Raw genomic sequence first — 20680 nt, 5'->3', positions numbered from 1 at the left:
AACTAACAACTAACAAATCATTATTGTAAAAGCAGAATAATAGTTTGCATACAACCGACAATCAGACCTAACACTCCTCCTAGATTAACGATCGCCTGTAATTCACTTTTGACAATGCCATTGATGGCATTTTCTAATTCTTCGGGAGAGGTGGCTTTCACCCGATTGATAATTACTTGATCGATGTTTAAAATGGGGATGGCTTTGGCCACTAAATTTTCTAAGTCCCGTTCTAGATATCTTTCTAAAATCAGGGCTAGTTCGTGACTGACTAATCCGAGGGATTTACTGACCACTGCGGATTTTTGTAAGCGAGTTAAGATTAAACTAGATACTTTTTGCCAATCAATTGAGTTACTTAAGCCTAATAATAAATCCGTGCCGCTAGTTTGCAGGTAGTTGCGGACACTATCGCGGATGGTTTTCCGCAATTGTTTGACGGTGGATAAGGGCAGATTTTGCAGGGAAAGGGTTTGAAACCATTCTTCTAGGCGATCGCGCAGTTCCAGGGCAACAATTAAATCCCGAATGCGATCGTTTGACTTTTCTTTTTCATCTAAACAAAAGGTGCGTAACCGCATCAAGGTACTGCGTAATCCAATCAGGTTGGCTACGACCCAATAGGTGCCACTACTTTGTTCGCGAAATCCTTCATCAATGGTGTGAATGTTGCGATCAGTCAAGAAATCGACCAACACTTGCCGAATTACATCTGGGGGCAATACCACATCTAACAGCCAATTGGCTAGTTGATGGGCTTGGGCGCGATTGAGTTGAATTTCTAATAAAACTTGGTCAAAAATTTGATCGAGTTGTTCTTGTAAAAAGCTTTCATCTTTGGCTAAAACCTTTAACATTCTTGGCAAAGATTGGCCGAGAAAATCATGGAGAATTCCCGCCAAAATTTGCGCGGTTTTGGCTTCTGTATCGGACTTAATCTGATCCATTGCCATCCGCAATAGCCAGTGAATTGCCCCTTCCATGCGTTCGGTTTGCAGCAAACGCCGTGCCAGGTTTTGCAATTCTTCCGGGGTTAACAAAGACCCCATAATGGTATCAGAAATTCGTTTAGCTAGACGTTCTTGATTTCGCGGAATTAGTCCGGGAGTAAATGGCAGCCGCCGATCACCAATGTAAATCGCTCGATAGGGACGAAATAACATTTGAATGGCGATATCATTGGTGAAATAGCCAATAATGCCACCGGCAATGGGCGGGCCAATATAAATAAATAAGTTAGATAAATTCATTGATCGAGCAAGAGGCAGGGATCAAGTAGAAGTTTGGTCTTCAAACCCCCTTGGGGGTTACTGCGGGAGCATCCCATTTTGGTAAATCAGCCCGTAGGGGATGAACGCATTCGCGGATAAATTTATCCCAAAAAACCGAAAAATTATCTACGCGAATGCTTCGCCCCTACAAATATGGGATGGTCCCGGTTACTGCGGATCCTGGGATTTTGAGATGAATCCGGTAAATGCTGGTTTTTGCGGTGATGTAAAGGGTTTGATAGTCACTGTCTCCAAAGGCTAAATTACTCGGAACTTCTGGTACTTGAATCAGACCCATAAAATCCCCTGCCGGGGAGAAAATGGACACTCCTTCTGGTCCAGTACAATAAACATTTCCTCGCCGATCTACTTTTATCCCATCTGGCCCTCCGATTTGACTAGATGGATTGAGTTGGGCAAAAATATGTCCGTTGGTTAGGGTGCCGTCTGGCTTCACATCAAAGACGCGAATGTGAGATTTTTGGAAATCACTGATGTACAATTTTGTTTCATCTGGAGAAAAGGCAATCCCATTGGGATGTAGGAATTCCCGGCATAGAAGCGTCAATTTACCATCCGGGGTGAGCCGATAGACCCCATAGAATTCCAGTTCTTGAGAATGTTTTTGCAGATGGTAATGCTGGATAAATTTAGGGCTGTAGTTAGGGTCAGTAAAGTAGATACTGCCATCGGATTTAACTACTAAGTCATTGGGGCTATTGAGATATTTTCCTTGATAGCGATCGGTCAATGTAATCATTGTACCATCTTTCTGGGTCAAGGAGATCCGACGGTTAGCATATTCAGCACTTAGCAAGCTACCCTGCCGATTTAAAGTGTTGCCATTGGCATTTCCAGAAGGATGACGAAATACTTTTAACTCTACTTGTTGATCGGGTTGAGCGACAAAAAAATTATTGCTTAGGTTGGGTTGAGGAACGAAACCCAACCTAACGCGATCGCCCGTCCACAATTGATAGATAGTATTAGCGGGAATATCACTAAATAGTAAAAAACCACCATCGTGCCAAACGGGGCCTTCTGTAAACGCAAAACCTGTGACTACCTGTTCTACCCGATCGCCCTCATTGATAATGTCTGCCAAATTGTTGGCCAGAACCGGAGTAGGGAGGGCAACTAAAATAGTGAATAGCCACAGGAAGCCAAGGGCTAGTTTAGGGATGAAAATCATCTTTTACCTTATTTTACCTTAATTCAGGGTTGGGTTAATTAGCCAGGAATGAGGACTTAATTTTTTGGGCGATGGACTCAGGACTATTAAGCGTTGTATCAATAAATAGAGTGCGGTGGGTCGGCAGGAGTTCTAAGACCGATCGCGCCGCTAAGGGATCGTAGTTTTTTTGTTCTTCCACGATAATTTTTAGGCGATCGCGCACCTCGGCGATCGAGTAGTCTCCTTGATTAATTTGAGTTAAAATCCTGGTGGTTTCTTCCGGTGAGAAGAAATTCACCGCTTCGGGCAATCCTAATTCGGCCAAACTGCTAATTTTCTGAGTATCATTGTTACAGGCGATCGGGCTAGATTGTCCAATGCGATCAAAGGAATCTTGACGAGTTAACAGACGTTCCAAGCGAACCGAATTCGGCGCTTCTAACACGATAAATTGAGAATTTGGCAGAAGTTCACTGGCATATTTTACCTCCAGCTTTCCGCGCAAACCATCAAAGAGTAGCGGAAAGCAGAGTCGCTCCGGGTTGATTTGTAATTGACTTAAAACATAGACCATTCCTTCGGGAAAGAGTTGCTTATAGCGACGGGTATAAGAGAAGCGTGTCACACGGCAGGTGAGATCGTCGTCCGTGACCACTCCATCGATTTGTCTCACGGTGGGAATGATAAATCGATCGGTTAAAGTTCGACGGTTAGGCAACAGGGTAAAGTTTAACTGGGTATCCGATAAAGCCTTGACCAAGGTACTTTTGCCGACTCCCGTCAAGCCAACTAAAATCAGCAAGGGTTGTTCCACCAGGGGAAGCCAGCCATCAACGGCGGAGAATCCAAATCCAATTCCAGGGATTAACTCTATCGACTCCGTTTGATTTTGGTTTAATTGCATCATGTTGTTTTTTCCTCGATTAAAATTTTTTTATGGGAGCTTTGGCTAGTTTTTGCCAGAAATATGCCGCTCAAAATAATCACAAATCCCAAGGAATTTAACCCACTTAAGGTTTCGCCAAAAATCACCCAGGCAAAAATTGCTGTCAGGGTTGGTTCAAGGAGTAAGAAAATCGCAATAAAGGTGGAAGAAAAATACTTGAGGTTATGAATCAACATACATTGACCAAAGCATTGACAAAGACTGGCTAAGATAAATACGGTAGCCCATCCGCGCCAAGAATGGGGAAAAAAACTGTCTTGGGTTAGCCAAATCAGCGGCAACAAAGCGATCGCGCCAATCGTGCAGCGCCAAAATAACAATTTCACCGCTGAAAATTTGGGGCGTAAATATTCTAGGATAGACAGATTTAAGGCATAAAACAATGCGGCTAATAGACCCAACCCATCTCCCCAGAGATATTCTAGTCCAATTTGGATGTCATTCATGCCAATCAGTGATGCGCCAAATATGCCTAAAAACAGACCACCGATCAGGCGAATTTCAAACTGCTGTTGTAAGAATATCCCACCGAGAATACAAGTAAATAAGGGCGATAAATTCCGCATCAGGGTTGAGTTTGCCACGCTCGTTTGAGTTAATGACCAAGCCCAACATAAGACCGAAGCCGTGCCGATAATTCCCACTAGAAATAAAAGCGCAATTTCCCGAAAATTAGGGATTGTTTGGGGCTGGGTAGTCAGGGTTAGCCCGGGCAGATCGGATTCGGGGGTGCGATCGCCCATTTGAGCGATCCAATCCCAGCCTCCTAGTAAGATCGATGCCATCCATAAACGGTTAAACACGGTGCCAATCGCGCTCATTTCTTGTTCGCATAGTTTAATCAAGATTGCGGCAAAAGACAAGGCGATTAAAGCCAGGAACAGTGAAAATATCGAACCTGGGGAGTTAATTTTAAATCTGTTAAATAGGATGGATATTGATGGGTTAGAGATCATTTAACGTCAAACCTAGAGGCTCCTCAAAGACAATATTTCTATGGTTTTAGCAACCCAAACCATAAGGGTGAATGCTGACCAATATTATTCAAAATTTTCTATAGCAACACATCGATTAACTAGGTTGATAAATTCATTATGAATATCAATCAAAGTTCCTTGTTTAGCTAAAAATTTCACCTCTTTTAGAATTGACTTAATTAGACTTTCATTCTCGATCATTTCCTCTTTGCCAATTTGCTTGAGAGCTAATTCAATTGAATTTCGACCAGATTGCATTCCTAAGGCTAATTTATTTTGATGAGCCAAACTCTCCAGGTTGAGACTTTGATAAAGCATCGGATCCTTGGCGATCGCTGTGACATGAACCCCGGCATAGTGAGTGAAGGCATTTTTTCCCATAATCGGGAAAAGAGGCGGAATTGAAATCCGGGAAGCTTGACTCACCAGATGATAGAGTTCTTGAAGATATTTAAACTCCCAACGCCGTTTTGATTCCCCCATTTCAACTAAGTTGACTAATAAAGTTGCCAAATCAACAATCCCCGCACGTTCTCCCAAACCGATAACACTGACATCGATAATATCGGCGCCAGCTTTGTAAGCATCAAGGGCATTGGCGAGGGCTAAACCTCGGTCATTGTGACAATGAACGGCAATTTTAGGAAATAGCTGAAGATCCGCTAGTTTTTGCTTTAAAGTTTTGACAAAATAGGCGTAACTGCGATCGGGTTGAAACGGAGTTGCGTATCCCGTTGTGTCGGCAATGCTAATAATATCTGCACCAGCTTGGACTGCCGCCGTGGCTACTTCAATCACCTGTTCGATTTCGGTGCGGGTTGCATCTTCAGGGGTATAGCGAATCAACAGGTTGGGATTTTGGGCTTTGGCATAGCGAATTACTTCGACAATTTGCTCAAGGGCTTGGTCAAAAGTAATATGGTAGTCTCGCTCTAAACGGTGTTTGGCGACACTAAAGAAGATGCCTAAAAAATCTATGCCACAATCCAATGCTTTTTGAACGTGATCGATGCGACAAAGAGAGTGGGCGCCAATTTTCGCATTTAATTTTGCCTGGGCAACTAAGGCGATCGCTTCAGAAATTTCCGGGCTAACAGCAGGATTTCCGACTTCAATAATATCGATGCCAATTCGATCTAGATATTGAGCAATTAACAACTTTGTTTCCGGGGAAAAATAAACTCCTGGGGTTTGCTCTCCTTCTCTGAGAGTAGAATCAAGAATCTGAAACATAGCGCAATCTAATCTCCTTTAATCGTATTCGCAAAGAGGTGTTTTTTTCCAGGTGTAGGCTGTAGGGGAGAGGGTGTAGGCTGTAGGGGGCAGGGGGCAGGGGGCAGGGGGAGATAAGAAGACGGTGATCTCCGTAGAGACAAGGTGAAAGTCCATGTCCTGCTGCTTCAACAATCAACAATCAACCACCAACAATCAACAATCAACCACTAACAAGCCCCCAACCCCCCCCCTTCAAAGAGGGGCCACCAACAACCAAGCACTAAAGATTAAACTTTATTCACAACTAATACTCCCATTATTCCTTGGGCAATAGGATAGTGAGTGGCGGCAGCAAATCCAGCCGCTCGCGCTAACTCAACTTGCTCTTTGCCAATGGGAAATCGATCTAAACTGGGAAAAATGTAAGCATATTCATTATATAATCCGTTGGCTTTGGCTAAGGGTACGACAATATGATCTAAATACCAGTGCTGAAACTCACGGGCGATCGCATTACTGGGGCGATGAAAGTCCAAAATCGCGGCTTTGGCACCGGGTTTAAGCACTCGATGCAATTCGCTTAAACAACGGGGAATATCTTTAACATTGCGTAAACCATAACCAATGGTGGCACAGTCAAAATATTCGTCAGGAAAAGGTAAATCCAAGGCATCCCCTTCTACCCAGGTGATGACCTCTTGTTTTCCCGGACGTTGACGCGCTTGATTCAGCAATTCTACAGAAAAGTCTACCCCAAAGACTTGACCTGTTTTTCCTACTTCTTCCGCGAGAAGCAGAGTTAAATCCCCACTGCCACAGCACAGATCCAAACAAATATCTCCAGGACTGACTTCACTCCAGGCAATAGTCATCCGCTTCCAAATCCGATGCTGACCCAGACTCAGCCAGTCATTGAATTGATCGTAAACTGGGGCGATGCGATTAAATATCTGTTGAATTTCGCTGGCAGAAGGAACCATTTGATTGGATAAAGATATAGGAGGTTTAGAAACAGTAGACATCTGTAAAATAAGAGTAATTCAGGGGGCAGAAAAATTATAGAGAATCCATCAGATCAACCTTAAGGATGATAGCGGACACAGGTCAGGGTGACACCCACTTGCCTAGCGCACAAATGGATTGTAGACACTTCATCTTCTCGCAGGGTAAAGGGTTGCTTCCACTGAAGAGACAAGACTGCTAGAAGTTCATCCCGGTAAGTAATTGGCATGACCAAATGAGCTTGTGTCCCAGATTTTTGATAATGTTCGTCCTCGGCAAGGTTGCTATCTTTTTCTACATGAACAGATCCTTGCAAGGTTCTGGTGGCGATCGCCGCTGCGGTTAACGGGTCATGTTCTAACCAGTTTTCCTCAATGCCGACTTTAGAAAATACCCCTTGACTGGGGATTAAGCGATTATTTTCCACCAGTTGCAAAAGACAAACATCAGCGGCAAAATTTTCCCCAAAGGCGACGGCGATCGGTTTCAAACAATCCTCTAAAGAATTAGCCTCTTGAGATAAATTCAAAATAATTGATAGGAGGTTGGTTTGCGCTTCAGCCCGCCGCAATTCTTCCGTGCGATCTTTGAGCACTTTATAAGTTTCTGCGGCACGATGCACCACCGTTTTCAGTTCATTCGGATCCCAAGGTTTCGTAATATATTTATAAACCTGACCGGAGTTAATCGCATCTACCAGGTCTTCAATATCCGTAAACCCAGTTAGAATAATCCGCACTGTATTGGGAAAATCAGGCACCGTTCTACTTAAGAACTCCGTCCCTTTCATTTCCGGCATTCGTTGGTCAGAAATAATCACGGCCACTTCACCCTCTTCGCGCAATAATTCTAAAGCGCGGGTGCCACTTTCGGCTTTGAGTACCTGATAGTCCCGTCGGAAAGTGCGGTAGAGTAGATCCAGGTTATCTGGTTCGTCATCCACCACCAGCATTTTGGCTTTGTTACGTCGTTGTAGGCTTTTCAACTGAGTAATAATATTTTCTAGCTCTGGAATTGAGTTATTCATCATACAATTAACTATTAACTCACGAATCTTTGAGTTTGGGCAATCCATCAGGCAAAAATCAGCATCTTTGTCATGCAGGACAAAGCAAAATGTCTTGCACTGAAGCGTCTGGTTCTTGGTGGGCAATATGGTACTTTCTTGGTCAACCAGGATTATGACTATTACATCATTTATCGACGGTAGACCGCACATTTAGTTATTTCTCGTGAACCAATCGGTTTTAGGCAAGTTCCCTGGAAACCGGAGTCAGACATTAAGCGGTCAGATGTAGCAACACATTAGGTAGTCATTTGTCTAGTGGTTAAACTGTATTAGGAAAATTACTTAAGATTTCTTAAGATTTCTGTGGATGACCCCGATCGACTAAGTAAGGTGGGCATTGCCCACCTTACTTTCGCCTTATGTTCAGGCTGAATTGCCAGTGTTAATTTTAGCCCACCAGGTTTCACTTCCCCGGACAGAAGTCACCCATTGCGGGTTGACATACAGACTTATACAGACTCAAGATTACTTTTTGAATGCGTGGATATAATCAACAAAGTAAAATTTCGGTTCTAGCCAAAATTTGAGTCCACCGTAGACCCCCATACCGAGGAGTGCGGTTAAGGTTAAAGGCAGACCCCAGGGCAGTCTGAGGGCATCTGGCAGCAGTGCAACTGTAGCAATTGTGAGGATAAAGTAAACCAGCAAAAAGATTTGCCACCGTTGCACGGTTTTTAATGCCCCCCGACAACTGCTGCAATGTTGGGTATGTTGATGATAGCGATCGAGTATTTGTTGTCGGTTTTGAGTCATTGGCAAAATTGACAAAATATCTGGCGGGTTTATTCCTACTTCCTGCCACGGCAATTTACCCCCAGAATATTTATCAAACCAATTGCGAAATTCAATAATTAATTTGTCCGCCGATGTGGGCATTTTGTAGGCGGTTTTCCAAGTTTGGGTTTGTTGTTTTTGTTGTAATATTCGCTCTTGATAATGGAGGAAAACCATGTCTCCGTCTAATATTAAGTTGCGATTTTGTAGATGATCCCACCATCGCGGGGTGATCCGGTGTAAGTTTTGGGCAAAATTCCGAGAAAACTGCGCGACTATTCTCGACTTGCCTGGAGAAACGGGAATACAATAGGTGATTAATCCTATTTGTTTATCCGCACCCAAGGAAATTTGATATTCTAAATGACAAGGAGGTTGAAAGGTAATTGTGCTTTTAAATTTTCGGTCAATTTTCGCTTCGATGATTTGGGCATTTGATTGGCTGATGGTGATGGGTAAGGGTTCGGCTTTTTCGCGATCGCCTTGTACCCCATGATGAGCAAAAGGCACATGACTGGGGTCGGCGACATTTTCGATCAATGTCTGCCAATCATATTCTAAATCTCGCACGATTGAAGACCAAACAAACCCTTTTTCGGCATCAATTTGCGGTGATAAAGGTAGCGGGGTTTTGGCGGCTAACTCCTCTGATTTCGGATCCAGCCAAACCCAGAGTAATTCATTCGCTTCTTGGGTGGGAAATTTGCGGGCACAAAAATTTGTTTTATTTTTACTCACTAAGTCGGGATTTTCCGCTTGGGGAATCCGCTGACAAGTGCCATCGGCATCAAATTCCCAGCCATGATAGCTACACATTAAATTTCCGGTTTTCGGTTCGATTCTGCCTTCACTTAAGGGGGCTAAACGATGGGGACATTCATCTAAAAATACTTGATATTTTTTAGATACCGGGGATTGCCAAATTACCAAGGATTTGCCCAAAATCGTTACGGTAGTAGGTCGGTCATATTCTAGGTCTTCAAGGGGGGAAATCGGATACCAATTTTGAAAAAAGTTAAATTCAGTTGTCATTGAGGTTATTTTGATTTTTTCTTAATTATGTAATATACCATAAAAATTACCAAAAAAGAATTTAGTTTGACTAATTTCACGAAATCTTCAAAAATTACTTATGGTTCCAGGATTGGTTCCAGGATTACAGAATGGTAGAATGCTAGAGAATCGGCTTAATTGCCAATGGCGATCGCCTGCCGATGGTTCGGTTCAATTATTTTTGGCATTATGACTTTAACGACGGAACAAGAAAAAGCAGCCTATTCTTCTGGTAGTGTAGCGGTGATTGCTGGTGCTGGTACAGGGAAAACTTATATGCTGGCAGAACGCTATTTTTATCACCTCACTGTTGACGGGTTTTCCCCTTTGGAAATTGTGGCTTGTACGTTTACGGATAAGGCAGCAGCCGAACTGCGATCGCGCATTCGGGCAACGGTTTCTCAAAGACTGCCCGATCGCTTTGACTTGTTAGCTGAATTGGAAGCAGCCCAAATTAGTACCCTCCACTCTTTAGCCACCCGAATTTGTCAGGAACACCCGGAAGCGGCAGGGGTTCCCGCTGATTTTACCGTATTGGATGAGTTGGAAAGTAAAATTTGGCTTAATCAGCAATTAATTTTGGCTTTGACAGAATTACCTGCCGAGATTTATCAAGAAATTTTTTATAGTCAATTGGGGGAAATTTTACCCCATTTAATTGCCGATCCAATCGCCGCTGAACGAGCTTTTAATCGGTCAATTAATCCAGAACATTTAATTGCCCAAATGCAGCAATTTGCCCTGAGTGAATTGTTGGGCAATTCCCAATGGCAATTGGCAACAGAAACTTTACACCAGTTTGCAGGACTTGAAGGCGATCGCATAGAATTAGCCCGGAAAACTGCGATTCAGGCAGTCAATAGTTTAAAAGAAAATAGTGAACCAACAAACGCTTTGGAAAATCTAACCAAGATTAATTTGCAGGGAGGCAGTAAGAAAAAATGGCCAGATGGGGGATTTACGGAAATTAAAGAGGCGATCGCTACTCTAAAAAAATTGGCAGACAAAGAAATCAAGCGAGGCAGGATTAATCTAGACATTGGCGAATTTGACCATAAATTAACCGCTATTTTGCCCATCCTCAAGCAGGCATTTATGCAAGTGCGGGAGTTTTTAGCAGCGGCTAAACGAAAAGCCCGATTATTAGATTTTGCGGATTTAGAAGTCTATGCCCTAAAAGCCCTGAGTCATCCCGAAGTTCAAGAGTATTATTGGCAACGGTGGCAAGCTTTTTTAGTGGATGAATTCCAAGATACTAACCCCGTCCAAGGAGAATTTTTAGAGTTGCTAAATTCTAAGGCAATATTGACTATTGTGGGCGATGCTAAACAGTCAATTTATGGGTTTCGACGGGCCGATGTGGCGGTGTTTCAAAGCTGGTGCGATCGCATTCAGCATGATTCAGGTAAAAGAGGAAAAGGTGGCGAAATTGTGGAACTTTCTACCAGTTTTCGCACCCATGAAAGCTTGATTAACCAGATTAATCACATCTTTGCGCCGCTATTGGGAAATTTGCACCAAAATTTAACGGCTTTTCGCACAGAAGCCCCATATGTTAATGATATTAATCCAGATGTTAATACTTATTTAGAGGCTTATACTGTTGCCGCTGGAGAGGTAAATGATATTAACCGTTGCCGTCAGGCAGAAGGTCGGCATATTGCCCGAACGCTTAAACAAATGTTAGAGCAAAAAATGCCTGTTTATGACAAAAAAACAGGCGGTTTGCGTCCGGTGAAACCGGGAGATATGGCGATTCTTTCTCGCACTTGGGATCCGTTAGAATTGTATGGGGAAACTTTGGCAAGTGAGGGCATTCCCGTGGTGTTGTCCGGGGGCGGCAATTTGTTAGATACTAGGGAAGCAAAAGATGCTTGGGCTTTATTAAGATTTTTGGCGGATCCTACGGATGATATTGCTTTGGTGGCGGTGTTACGGAGCCCATTTTTTGCTATTAGCGATCGCACCTTATTTATGATTAGTCGTTCTCTGTTAACCGTTGAGGGAAAAAACCTTTCTTGGTGGGAAAAAATTCAGATGGAACAGAAACCGGGTTTCTTGGAGAAACCCGGTTTCTCTGCCGTAGAAATATTAAAGCAACTTTTAGGCGATCGCACCGTAGAACCGCCCACCCGTTTACTGCAAATTGCTGACCGTTTAACCGGATATACAGCAGTGATTAATAACCTACCAGGAGCACCCCGTCGGCTGGCAGACTGGCGAGGTTTTATGGAACTTGTGCGACAATTAGAAACGGGAAATAATGATGTATTTAATGTGGTGCGACGGTTACGACAAATTGCCGCCGCTGATGTGAAAATTACCCGGCTACCTTTGGAGGCAGAAAATGCCGTTACTTTAATGACGATTCATGCAGCTAAAGGTTTAGAATGGCCGGTGGTAATAGTGCCTGATTTAACCAGAAGTAAACCCAATTATTCGCCATCGGTGTATTTTGACCCTGCGTGGGGTGTGGCAGTTTCCTTGTCTAATGAGGAAGGAGAAAAACAAAAGCCAGTCCTTTACGTTTGGCTGGAAAATTTACAGAAACAACGAGAAGATGCTGAAGCTTTGCGGTTGCTTTATGTGGCTTTTACTCGGAGTCGCGATCGCCTAATTTTAACCGCAGCTAGTGAGAAAGGCAGTTTGTTAGATTTGCTGCGTCCGGGACTGAATGCGGCGAATATTTCTGTAGAAAAAATTCCTTTAACCGCCGAGGATTTATTCGCCCCCGAACCGCCATTACCCCCTTTACTAGAGGGCGATCGTCCAGAAATTATCGGTTTTGTTGGTTCGGGATTATTTGAATTGCCGGTGACAGCTTTGAGTGAATATACTCGCTGTCCTAAACGGTTTAAATTTCGCTATATTGATGGACACCCAGGGACAGGAGAAGGGATGGCGATCGCTCAAAAAATTGGCATTTTAGTCCATAAAGCTTTGGAAAATAACATCAGAAACCCGGAAACTTTATCTCGATTTAACTCTAGCTTATTCCCGGCACAAATCCAAGAAATATTATCTCTGGTGCAAGCTTGGGATGAATACCCAGACTATGCCCCCTATCGCCAAGGAAACATTAGCAAAGAAACCAAGATTACTTTCAAAATAGATAGCATTACTTTTAATGGGGTGATTGATTTATTAGGTGATGATTTTGTTTTAGATTATAAAACAGACCAAATCATCGAACCTCATTTACATCGCTGCCAATTATGGGTTTATGCGGCAGCAACGGAACGCCCCCAAGCCCACATTGCTTACTTAAGAGAACCCAAGCTTTTCACTTATCCCCGTGACTATTTCCAAGCCGTTGGTGATGAAGTGAAAAATATTGTGCAAAAAATTTTACAAGGAGATTATCGCGCCCATGCTTGGCCAAGCAATTGTCAGATTTGTCCCTATGCAGAAATTTGTGAATATGCTTATCAAGAAATCGGGGATAAAATGGTTGAGGATGACTTAGCTTTTTAGGGTTTAGTTGTAGTTGTAGGGTTTAGTGCGATCGCCTATTTTCCCATTGCAAATTATCTCCGTAGGGGCGAAGCATTTCCGCCGGAAATTTATGCTTATAATTAATCACTTATCGGCGGGAATGCTTCGCCCTTTACTCGGTTAACCCAGGGCGAAGCATTCGGGTAATTATCTTAACTGTAAAAACCGAAAATTCACTGCCCGGTAAGCGAAGCCATGCCGTAGACGCGGAGCGGCTTCCCGTAGGCGGAACGCCTTCCCGTAGGGTAGGGTAGGCTATATGCTTCGCCCCTACAAAAGGGGTATGCTGTCTATAAATTAATGGGATAAATTAATAAATTCACGGTGATTTGCCCATTTTCCAGAAATTAGACGCTGAATATCATCCATCAGAAATTTAGCACCACTTGGGGGAATCAAAACCAATTGTTTATGGCAGAATCAAAATAGTCAGCGCAATTCACCATCCAGCATATCTCTAATGATTGGGACAACATTACGGGGACGCTATCATATTATCAAGAGTTTGGGCAGTGGCGGCTGTGGGGAAACCTATTTAGCCGAAGATCGGGATTTACCGAGAAATCCTCATTGTGTGGTGAAGCGACTGCAACCTCAGTCAAAGAAATCATCAGTTTTGGCTACAGCCAAACGGATGTTTAACACCGAAGCGGAAACCCTGCATAAACTCAGTCATCCGCAGATTCCTAAATTGCAAGCTAATTTTCAGGAGCATAGCGAATTCTATTTAGTTCAGGATTTTATTGACGGGGATGACCTGAGTAAAACTGAATTGAAGATTGGTCAGAAGTTAAGCGAAACCGAGGTAATTAATCTATTAATAGAAATCTTGGAAGTGCTGGCTTATGTGCATCAGCAGAATATCATTCACCGGGATATTAAACCCGCGAATTTAATGCGGCGTCATAGTGATGGGAAAATTTGTTTAATTGACTTTGGGGCGGTTAAAGAAATTTCTAATTTATCGGTGAATCCCCAGGGGCAACCATTGACGGTGATGGTGGGAACTCACGGATATATGCCCAATGAACAAGCGAATGGCAATCCTCAATTAAGTAGCGATATTTATGCGGTGGGGGTAATTGCAATTCAAGCCCTGACTGGGTTAAATCCAGACCCGCGTAGTGGGGAGTTTAAAAAGGATGCTAATGGAGAATTAATCTGGCAAAATCAGGTGCAAATTGCTCCATTATTCGCTGCGGTTTTAACCCGAATGGTGCTTTATGATTTTAATCAGCGTTATCCATCAGCGGTAGAAGCTTTAGCAGCAGTCAAAGCAGTGAAAAATAGCAATCAAAATACTTACTCGCCCACTTCTACTCCGCCAGAGGTGGTATCACAGCCTAATCCGGACAATCATTCAGGGAAAAAGCCAAATAAACCGAAAAAACAGAATTTTTGGATGAAAAAAAAGGTTTTCATTCCCATAGCTGCCGCAGGAATCATGTCTCCGTTACTGGCAGAGATAATCAAGCAGTTACCACCACCGTCATCACCGCCACCACCGCCACTACCCTGTCAAAAATTTTCCCCTTATGATAATTATGAATATGGGTTTAAAATTAAATATCACCCAACTTGGAGGAGGCAAGCCATTGATGATCCCATGACCGGGGAAATTACTAAGTTTATGGCACCTGATGATGCTAGGGCTAAGGTGACGATTAAGGTAGAAAAATTACAGAAAACTTTATCCTTAGCTGAATATTCTCAAGCTTCGATGGAGGAGATTAACAAGTTTTTTCCTCAAGTTACGATTTTGAATCGGCAAGACGGCACTTTAGCCAATAGTCCCGCTTATGAGTTGACTTATCAGGGAGTTGAAAATGGGGTGATGGTGAAGAAAATAGAGATGGGAATTGTCAGGACTGATAAAGCTTATGTGGTGATTTATGGGGCAGAAAATGGGCAATATAATAAATTTGAAAGCACAGCGAGGGAAATGATGCAATGTTTTGATTTGCTGTAGCAGAGAAACCGGGTTTCTTCAAGAAACCCGGTTTCTGGTTTTATTACGACGCTTTTATATCTGTCTCCGGCAAAAATAACTCTAGAGCCTAACGCACCCTACCAGATATCTTTGGTTTCATGCTATACTGTGATATAGCAACGCGGTCAAGATGATTTTGGTCAATTTTACTGAATATTAAGGACTATGACCACCGTATCAGTTAAAGATGAATATATTGAGATACTGACGGCTTTGGGTGATGTGCAAGCAGCGATAGATTTAGCGGTTCAATGTTATGCGATTTCCCAGATTACCGCAAAAGTAGCCGAATTGAAGAAAAATGAGGCTAAATATCGCGCTAAATATGGCATTGATTATCCCACTTTTGCCCAACGCATTGGTCAAGATGAAGCCTGGATTGAGAAAATAGAGGCGGATGGAAATAAACTATGGGAAATTGATTTGGCTGATTGGGAATTTTGTTACAAAGGAATCGAAGATTGGACAATCAAATTGCAGACTATTTTAACGATGTAATTGTTTTGGCAAAAGCCACCTTTGAATCCGTGGAATTTATTACTGATATGACTCCAGCCAGGGCAATTTTACGGATTCAAGGTAAATATGGTTTGTATCGGGTGTTGGTGACAGAGTTATTCAGCGATGAAGTGAGGAAGTATCGGTATTATGTTTTACTCGGAGAACGAGTCGAAGCGGGGTTTGATAATAGTCCCGATCCTCGTGCTATTCGGCTAAAATATGGCGAAATTGGAACTCATGCCGGGGAATATGTTCCTCATCTTCATAGGGAAGATAAAACTCAGTTAACCTTAACCGAAGAAATGACATTTGTAGGTTTTGTGGATTGGCTGAAAAAAAATATTCAATAAATCGTAGATCCATCGTAGCGGTAGGGTGTGTTAGGCGGCGAAAATAATTGGCAATTTCTGGAAACTTTGCCGAAAATCGCCGCCGTAACGCACCAAGGTGGATAAATATATTAATTGTTTGGTGCGTTACGGCGCTTTTAAAATTATCTATCTCCGGCAAAAATAACTCTAGCGCCTAACGCACCCTACCTACCAATGCTACCAATGCTGTTTGTATCGTGTTAGCTGGCTAATTGGCTAATTCCCTGAGAGTTTTGGTAAAGGTTTCAGTACCAACCATTTGAGATTGATTTCGTGCCTCTTCTGCTGTTTGACCTAACAGCATATCCTCTAGTTGGGTGAGGCGATCGATTAATTGTTGATAGCTTTCTGCGGACATGAGGACATAGCTGGGTCGAGATTGTTTTGTCAGTAATACGGGTTCTACGGCCGCTTGGTCGAAGACTTCCCCGTGTCGGTTTCGGGCTTCGCTAAGGGTGTAAGTCTGCATGGTGATAGTTTTTGACTATTTTGGACATTTTGACTATTTTAGCTCATTTGTGGCAAGGGATGTGACAACCTGCTAAAGCCCAGAAACCGGGTTTCTGTGGTGAATCAAAGGGTTAACGGTGACAAGCAAACAAGAAACCCGGTTTCTCAACCTCCACCCGCAAACCCAGAAACCGGGTTTCTTTTCGGGATATCAAAGTTATCGGTTTTTCGCCAACAAGAAACCCGGTTTCTTTACCCCCACAGTAAACTTATAAACAACCCAGAAACCGGGTTTATGTCGTGGATATCAAAGTTATCTGTTTTCTGCCAACAAGAAACCCGGTTTCTTAATCCCACCAACCACCAACCACCAACCAACAACCACCAACAAAAAACAAACAACCAACAACAATTACTCTAATTCCCGAATTCTCTCCAAAGCATTTTGATACCATTCTTAGTTTCCTTACCGTTGATATAGTTCAGAAGCTTTGCGGAAGTTCTCCTGGGCTTGACGGTTATTTCCTTGGTTGTAGTAGGCAAAACCTCGATTACGATAAGCATCGGCATATTCAGGATTAATCCTAATCGCTTGGTTAAAATCCGCGATCGCCTGGTCTAATTTTCCTTGGTCGGAGTAGGCAAGACCTCGGTTGTTGTAAGCAAGGGCTAATTCAGGATTAATCCTAATCGCTTGGTTGTAATCCGCGATCGCCTGGTCTAATTTTCCTTGGTCGGAGTAGGCAAGACCTCGGTTGTAGTAAGCTGAGGCATATTCAGGTAATTTTCCTTGCCTGTAGTAGGCAAGACCTCGGTTGTTGTAAGCTTCGGCATATTCAGAATTAATCCTAATCGCTTCGTTAAAATCCGCGATCGCCCGGTCTAATTTTCCTTGCCTGTAGTAGGCAAGACCTCGGTTGTTGTAAGCATCGGCATCTTCAGGATTAATCCTAATCGCTTGGTTATAATCCGCGATCGCCTGGTCTAATTTTCCTTGTTTTTCGTAGGCAACACTTCGATTATGATAAGCATCGGCATAATTAGGATTAATCCTAATCGCTTGGTTAAAATCCGCGATCGCCTGGTCTAATTTTCCTTGGTCGGCGTAGGCAGCACCTCGGTTGTTGTAAGCATCGGCATCTTCAGGATTAATCCTAATCGCTTGGTTATAATCCGCGATCGCCTGGTCTAATTTTCCTTGGTCGGCGTAGGCAGCACCTCGGTTGTTGTAAGCAAGGGCTAATTCAGGATTAATCCTAATCGCTTGGTTGTAACTTGCAATAGCACTTTCATAGTCTTGTCGATTATACTGTTCATTACCCTGCTCTAAGAATGCCCGATCGCTTTGGGTATTAGATGGTTGAGTCGTTTCTCTTGGCTGAAGGTTTGGTCGAGACACCCTAGCTTGCAGCCGTTCAAAAGTATTAATCGGAATTCCCAGATATAAACCCACCACGCCAATCCGTGGATCCGATATCGCTTGTCCATTCACCCCGATGACTTTACCATCCTGATTCAATACCGGGCCACCACTCATGCCTTTATAGTTACCAGTGGTGTTATAAACCAAAGTATAACCGCCATCATTTTGTGACTGGATTGCCGTAATTTGTCCCTGAATCAAACTATAAGCTGGTTGGCGAATTGCATCAGACAAAGGATTCATCCAACCTGACACATATATCGGCTGAGTCAAACTGACATTATCTGAATTCCCCAACTCTGCCACTCGATAACTCTGGGGACTGGTAAAATACATCACCGCCAAATCTGCCCCTGGTAGTTGTTGGATTTGGCTAACCGAATATTCTCGACCATCCTCGGTTTTAACTGTATATTGCCCTTCGCGATCTACAACGTGCCAGTTTGTCGCAACTGTATAGGTATTACCTTCTCGTTTAACAATAAATCCCGAACCCCCGGCCCCAGGCCCATCAATCCGCACCGTAATTTCTCTGGCAATTTGCTGCACGTCTGCGGCTAAGGCTACGGGTGTCGCGAATTGCATCATTACGATTTTGCTGCTAACTATTGCGGCGCCAAAGATAGCTGGTGGGAATCGATGGGAAAAATTCATAATTTGGCTGGTTATTTCTCGTTGGCGATAATTTATTTTAAACCTATTTTATACCTCAAGTCAGGAAAAAATGTAGGGGCGAAGCATTGACGTATAAATATGGTCGTTTTTTCCGGGGGTTTGGGGCGCAATGCTTGCGCCCCTACAGATAAATCACCAGATATTGTAGGGGCGCAATGCTTGCGCCCCAAATTAATCTCGGAGATGTAGCAATAATTTTTGAAATTGGGATAAATATGGTCGTTTTTTACGGGGGTTTGGGGCGCAAGCATTGCGCCCCTACGGTACACAATTTTTTGCGGCTTCGGCGGCTAATTGCATTTGCAAAATAAAATAGGGGGTATAACGCTGTTGACTTTCATCGATCGCGGGAAATGCCAAATCTTCTAATAACAAAGGAAACGAATTATCAGCGGTTTTAGCAACAACGGTGGATAATACCTCAATGGGAATTGCCCAACTCGATCGCGCAATAAAATCTTGTAACGGGGGGCAAGGTTCCGACCCATCCGCATATAATTCCGTTGCATCCCACAGGGGATAAGCGTGTATTCCGTTAATTCCCACTACTTCCCCGCGAAGGTTCAATAAGGGCCCACCACTCATCCCTTTTTCTACATCATTATTTGAGCCAATTTGATAGCCATCTTCTAAGGGCCGATCTAATATTAGGGTGACTCGTCCGGGTCGGAAAGCAAAACCTGGGAGATTTCGGGTGCAGGTTGTAGGGGCGCAATGCTTGCGCCCTGGGGGAGTTGGAGGGTCGGAAAGAATTTGCCTAGCCGGAAACCCTGCCGCAAATACCTCATCCCCTACGGACAAACCCCCCCTCGCCCCTCCTTGATGGGGGGTTGGGGGGGTAGGCAACCGGGCCACTGCATAGACCACATCCGGGCTGCGAAATTGCAATAAGGCCAAATCATACGCCGATAAATCAACCCCCGTCACCACATCCGCAACATATATCTGACCATCGGGCATTTGGACGCGATAGGGAGGTTTGCCCCCTCGGAGGACGTGCTGATTTGTGACTACGGTATAAACTGACTCTTGCTTTTGAATCACAAATCCCGAACCCAGGGGACTCGTAGATAACACCCTGATGGTAATAGCCCAGGCTTGCTGCTGCAATCGATCCACTACTAGCAAGGGCGGATCTGCTTTTACGGATATCAACTCTGGGGTTTTCCGAGGCATATCTCCTGGCAAGGTGAGCAGCAAACTCGTAATTAGGGCGATCGCACTCATGGGCGGCAATTTCTCCTTCCAGTAAATCGCCACGTTGCGTTTAAAACTGCCATTACCAAAGTTCTTCCAATTCTTCATTGGTGCGCCCTTGTTCGAGAAACACTTCCATATTGATGTAGGCTTCCCCATCAACATAGAAGAATAAATCATCGTTCAATTCTATCGGCCCCCCACCCACGCGCGACCGCAAGTCAGTCATTTGCTGCAAAACATCATCGGCATTCGTACCAGGTTCTAAAGTAACGAGAATATCTTCTTGGAGGCAGTTTCCTCCCTTAGTATCGGCAATGCAAATCACTGGATAATTGCCGCTGTTGCCGGTTCGCATATATTTCAGAGTGCCATTATCGTGGTAGCGTTGAAAGCGATCGGCCACTGCTTCGCAGCGGGTTTGTGGCGTCCACTTCGGATCTTTAATCCAATCAGAAACCCAGTGAATCATTGGAACTGGGCCGCGTTCAGTCCGGGCGATCGTGGCTGGGACGGTACCGTGAGTGGGACTAAAATCGGTGCCGCAAAAAAAGCGGCGGTTTTGCTGTGCCACCGTAGGCAGATTTACTGTAGTGGCTACGGCGACGGTGAATCCCGTCAATCCTGCGAATAGTTGGGTGAATAATTTGCCTCGGAACGTCATGGAACCTGCCTCCTGAAAATATGAACCCGAAAATATTAAGTTATGTAAAGCAAAACAGGGGTACTAAGTATTAATCATTACTCCACTTTGATTTTATTTCTTTACGAAAAAGCTGGCTATTTTTTTTGGTGGTAGGCAACGGATGGGTTAACGGATAGGCAACGAATGGGCAACGAATGGGCAACGGATGGGTTAACGGATAGGCAACGGATGGGCAACGGATGGGTTAACGGATGGTGGCAGCGGATGGAAGCAAGAAAGAAGTAGACAACCCAGAAACCCGGTTTCTTGCTTTACTGAACTAAAATTCGAGCCCTCCGGGTTCGCCCTACGGGTTCGTCAGTTGCTGTACTTGGGGAGACCCCAAGACCGCACTGACTCACCAGTTGCTCTACTTGGGGAGACACGCCACTTGCTCTACTTGGGGAGACCC

General features: G+C 43.8%; 17 protein-coding genes. 5 read left to right on the top strand and 12 right to left on the bottom strand.

Annotated features, from left to right (window positions below; all coding sequences use genetic code 11):
• Positions 1-20 precede the first annotated feature (20 nt).
• The 8 genes from AM228_RS07520 to AM228_RS07485 all read right to left on the bottom strand — a co-directional run bounded on the left by AM228_RS07520 (position 21) and on the right by AM228_RS07485 (position 9460).
• On the bottom strand, positions 21-1250 hold the full coding sequence (locus tag AM228_RS07520) for a DUF445 domain-containing protein (RefSeq protein ID WP_054465518.1): 1230 nt from the start codon (positions 1248-1250) through the stop codon (positions 21-23).
• Between the two features lie 166 nt (positions 1251-1416).
• Positions 1417-2463, bottom strand: a complete 1047-nt coding sequence (locus AM228_RS07515) for an SMP-30/gluconolactonase/LRE family protein (protein ID WP_072160707.1) — start codon at positions 2461-2463, stop codon at positions 1417-1419.
• A gap of 34 nt (positions 2464-2497) precedes the next feature.
• On the bottom strand, positions 2498-3352 hold the full coding sequence (locus AM228_RS07510) for an AAA family ATPase (RefSeq protein WP_054465517.1): 855 nt from the start codon (positions 3350-3352) through the stop codon (positions 2498-2500).
• Complete coding sequence (locus AM228_RS07505; protein WP_072160706.1) at positions 3349-4347, bottom strand: DMT family transporter; 999 nt, start codon at positions 4345-4347, stop codon at positions 3349-3351. Before AM228_RS07505 ends, AM228_RS07510 begins: the two co-directional genes overlap by 4 nt.
• 84 nt (positions 4348-4431) lie before the next feature.
• On the bottom strand, positions 4432-5601 hold the full coding sequence (locus tag AM228_RS07500; protein WP_054465515.1) for a LeuA family protein: 1170 nt from the start codon (positions 5599-5601) through the stop codon (positions 4432-4434).
• A gap of 269 nt (positions 5602-5870) precedes the next feature.
• Positions 5871-6563: a bifunctional demethylmenaquinone methyltransferase/2-methoxy-6-polyprenyl-1,4-benzoquinol methylase UbiE gene (gene ubiE / locus AM228_RS07495; protein WP_054465604.1), complete on the bottom strand. Its 693-nt coding sequence runs from the start codon at positions 6561-6563 to the stop codon at positions 5871-5873.
• 101 nt (positions 6564-6664) lie between these two features.
• Complete coding sequence (locus AM228_RS07490) at positions 6665-7612, bottom strand: response regulator (RefSeq protein ID WP_054465514.1); 948 nt, start codon at positions 7610-7612, stop codon at positions 6665-6667.
• Positions 7613-8119: 507 nt separating this feature from the next.
• Positions 8120-9460, bottom strand: coding sequence for a Rieske 2Fe-2S domain-containing protein (locus AM228_RS07485; RefSeq protein WP_054465513.1), 1341 nt, complete (start codon positions 9458-9460; stop codon positions 8120-8122).
• 210 nt (positions 9461-9670) lie between these two features.
• On the opposite strand from AM228_RS07485, the gene AM228_RS07480 reads away from it, so the two are divergent.
• The 4 genes from AM228_RS07480 (at position 9671) to AM228_RS07465 (ending at position 15817) form a co-directional block, all read left to right on the top strand.
• Positions 9671-12955, top strand: coding sequence for an exodeoxyribonuclease V subunit beta (locus tag AM228_RS07480; protein WP_054465603.1), 3285 nt, complete (start codon positions 9671-9673; stop codon positions 12953-12955).
• A gap of 481 nt (positions 12956-13436) precedes the next feature.
• Entirely contained in the window at positions 13437-14945 is a 1509-nt protein-coding gene (locus tag AM228_RS07475) for a serine/threonine-protein kinase (protein WP_054465512.1), read from the top strand.
• A gap of 186 nt (positions 14946-15131) precedes the next feature.
• Positions 15132-15464 (top strand): hypothetical protein, encoded by a 333-nt coding sequence (locus AM228_RS07470; protein WP_054465511.1) that lies wholly within the window; start codon positions 15132-15134, stop codon positions 15462-15464.
• Entirely contained in the window at positions 15428-15817 is a 390-nt protein-coding gene (locus AM228_RS07465; protein ID WP_054465510.1) for a hypothetical protein, read from the top strand. Before AM228_RS07470 ends, AM228_RS07465 begins: the two co-directional genes overlap by 37 nt.
• Before the next feature lie 229 nt (positions 15818-16046).
• On the opposite strand, the gene AM228_RS07460 is transcribed toward AM228_RS07465, so the two are convergent.
• Complete coding sequence (locus AM228_RS07460) at positions 16047-16307, bottom strand: type II toxin-antitoxin system Phd/YefM family antitoxin (protein ID WP_054465509.1); 261 nt, start codon at positions 16305-16307, stop codon at positions 16047-16049.
• A 118-nt stretch (positions 16308-16425) separates the two neighbouring features.
• On the opposite strand from AM228_RS07460, the gene AM228_RS32050 reads away from it, so the two are divergent.
• Positions 16426-16563 carry a hypothetical protein gene (locus AM228_RS32050; RefSeq protein WP_156331611.1) on the top strand — a complete coding sequence of 46 codons (138 nt, stop codon included), beginning with the start codon at positions 16426-16428 and terminating at the stop codon, positions 16561-16563.
• Between the two features lie 191 nt (positions 16564-16754).
• Here AM228_RS32050 and AM228_RS07455 read toward each other — a convergent pair whose 3' ends face one another.
• The 3 genes from AM228_RS07455 to AM228_RS07445 all read right to left on the bottom strand — a co-directional run bounded on the left by AM228_RS07455 (position 16755) and on the right by AM228_RS07445 (position 20247).
• A complete protein-coding gene (locus AM228_RS07455) occupies positions 16755-18299 on the bottom strand; it encodes a serine protease (RefSeq protein ID WP_190876825.1) in 1545 nt (514 codons plus the stop codon).
• Positions 18300-18644: 345 nt separating this feature from the next.
• Positions 18645-19691, bottom strand: coding sequence for a serine protease (locus AM228_RS07450; protein WP_054465507.1), 1047 nt, complete (start codon positions 19689-19691; stop codon positions 18645-18647).
• Positions 19666-20247, bottom strand: coding sequence for a COP23 domain-containing protein (locus AM228_RS07445; RefSeq protein WP_054465506.1), 582 nt, complete (start codon positions 20245-20247; stop codon positions 19666-19668). The genes AM228_RS07450 and AM228_RS07445 overlap by 26 nt, the downstream gene beginning before the upstream one ends.
• Positions 20248-20680: the final 433 nt, after the last annotated feature.

The sequence above is a fragment of the Planktothricoides sp. SR001 genome (assembly GCF_001276715.1).
Taxonomy (GTDB): Bacteria; Cyanobacteriota; Cyanobacteriia; order Cyanobacteriales; family Laspinemataceae; genus Planktothricoides; species Planktothricoides raciborskii.
This window is presented reverse-complemented; position numbering and strand designations above follow the sequence as displayed.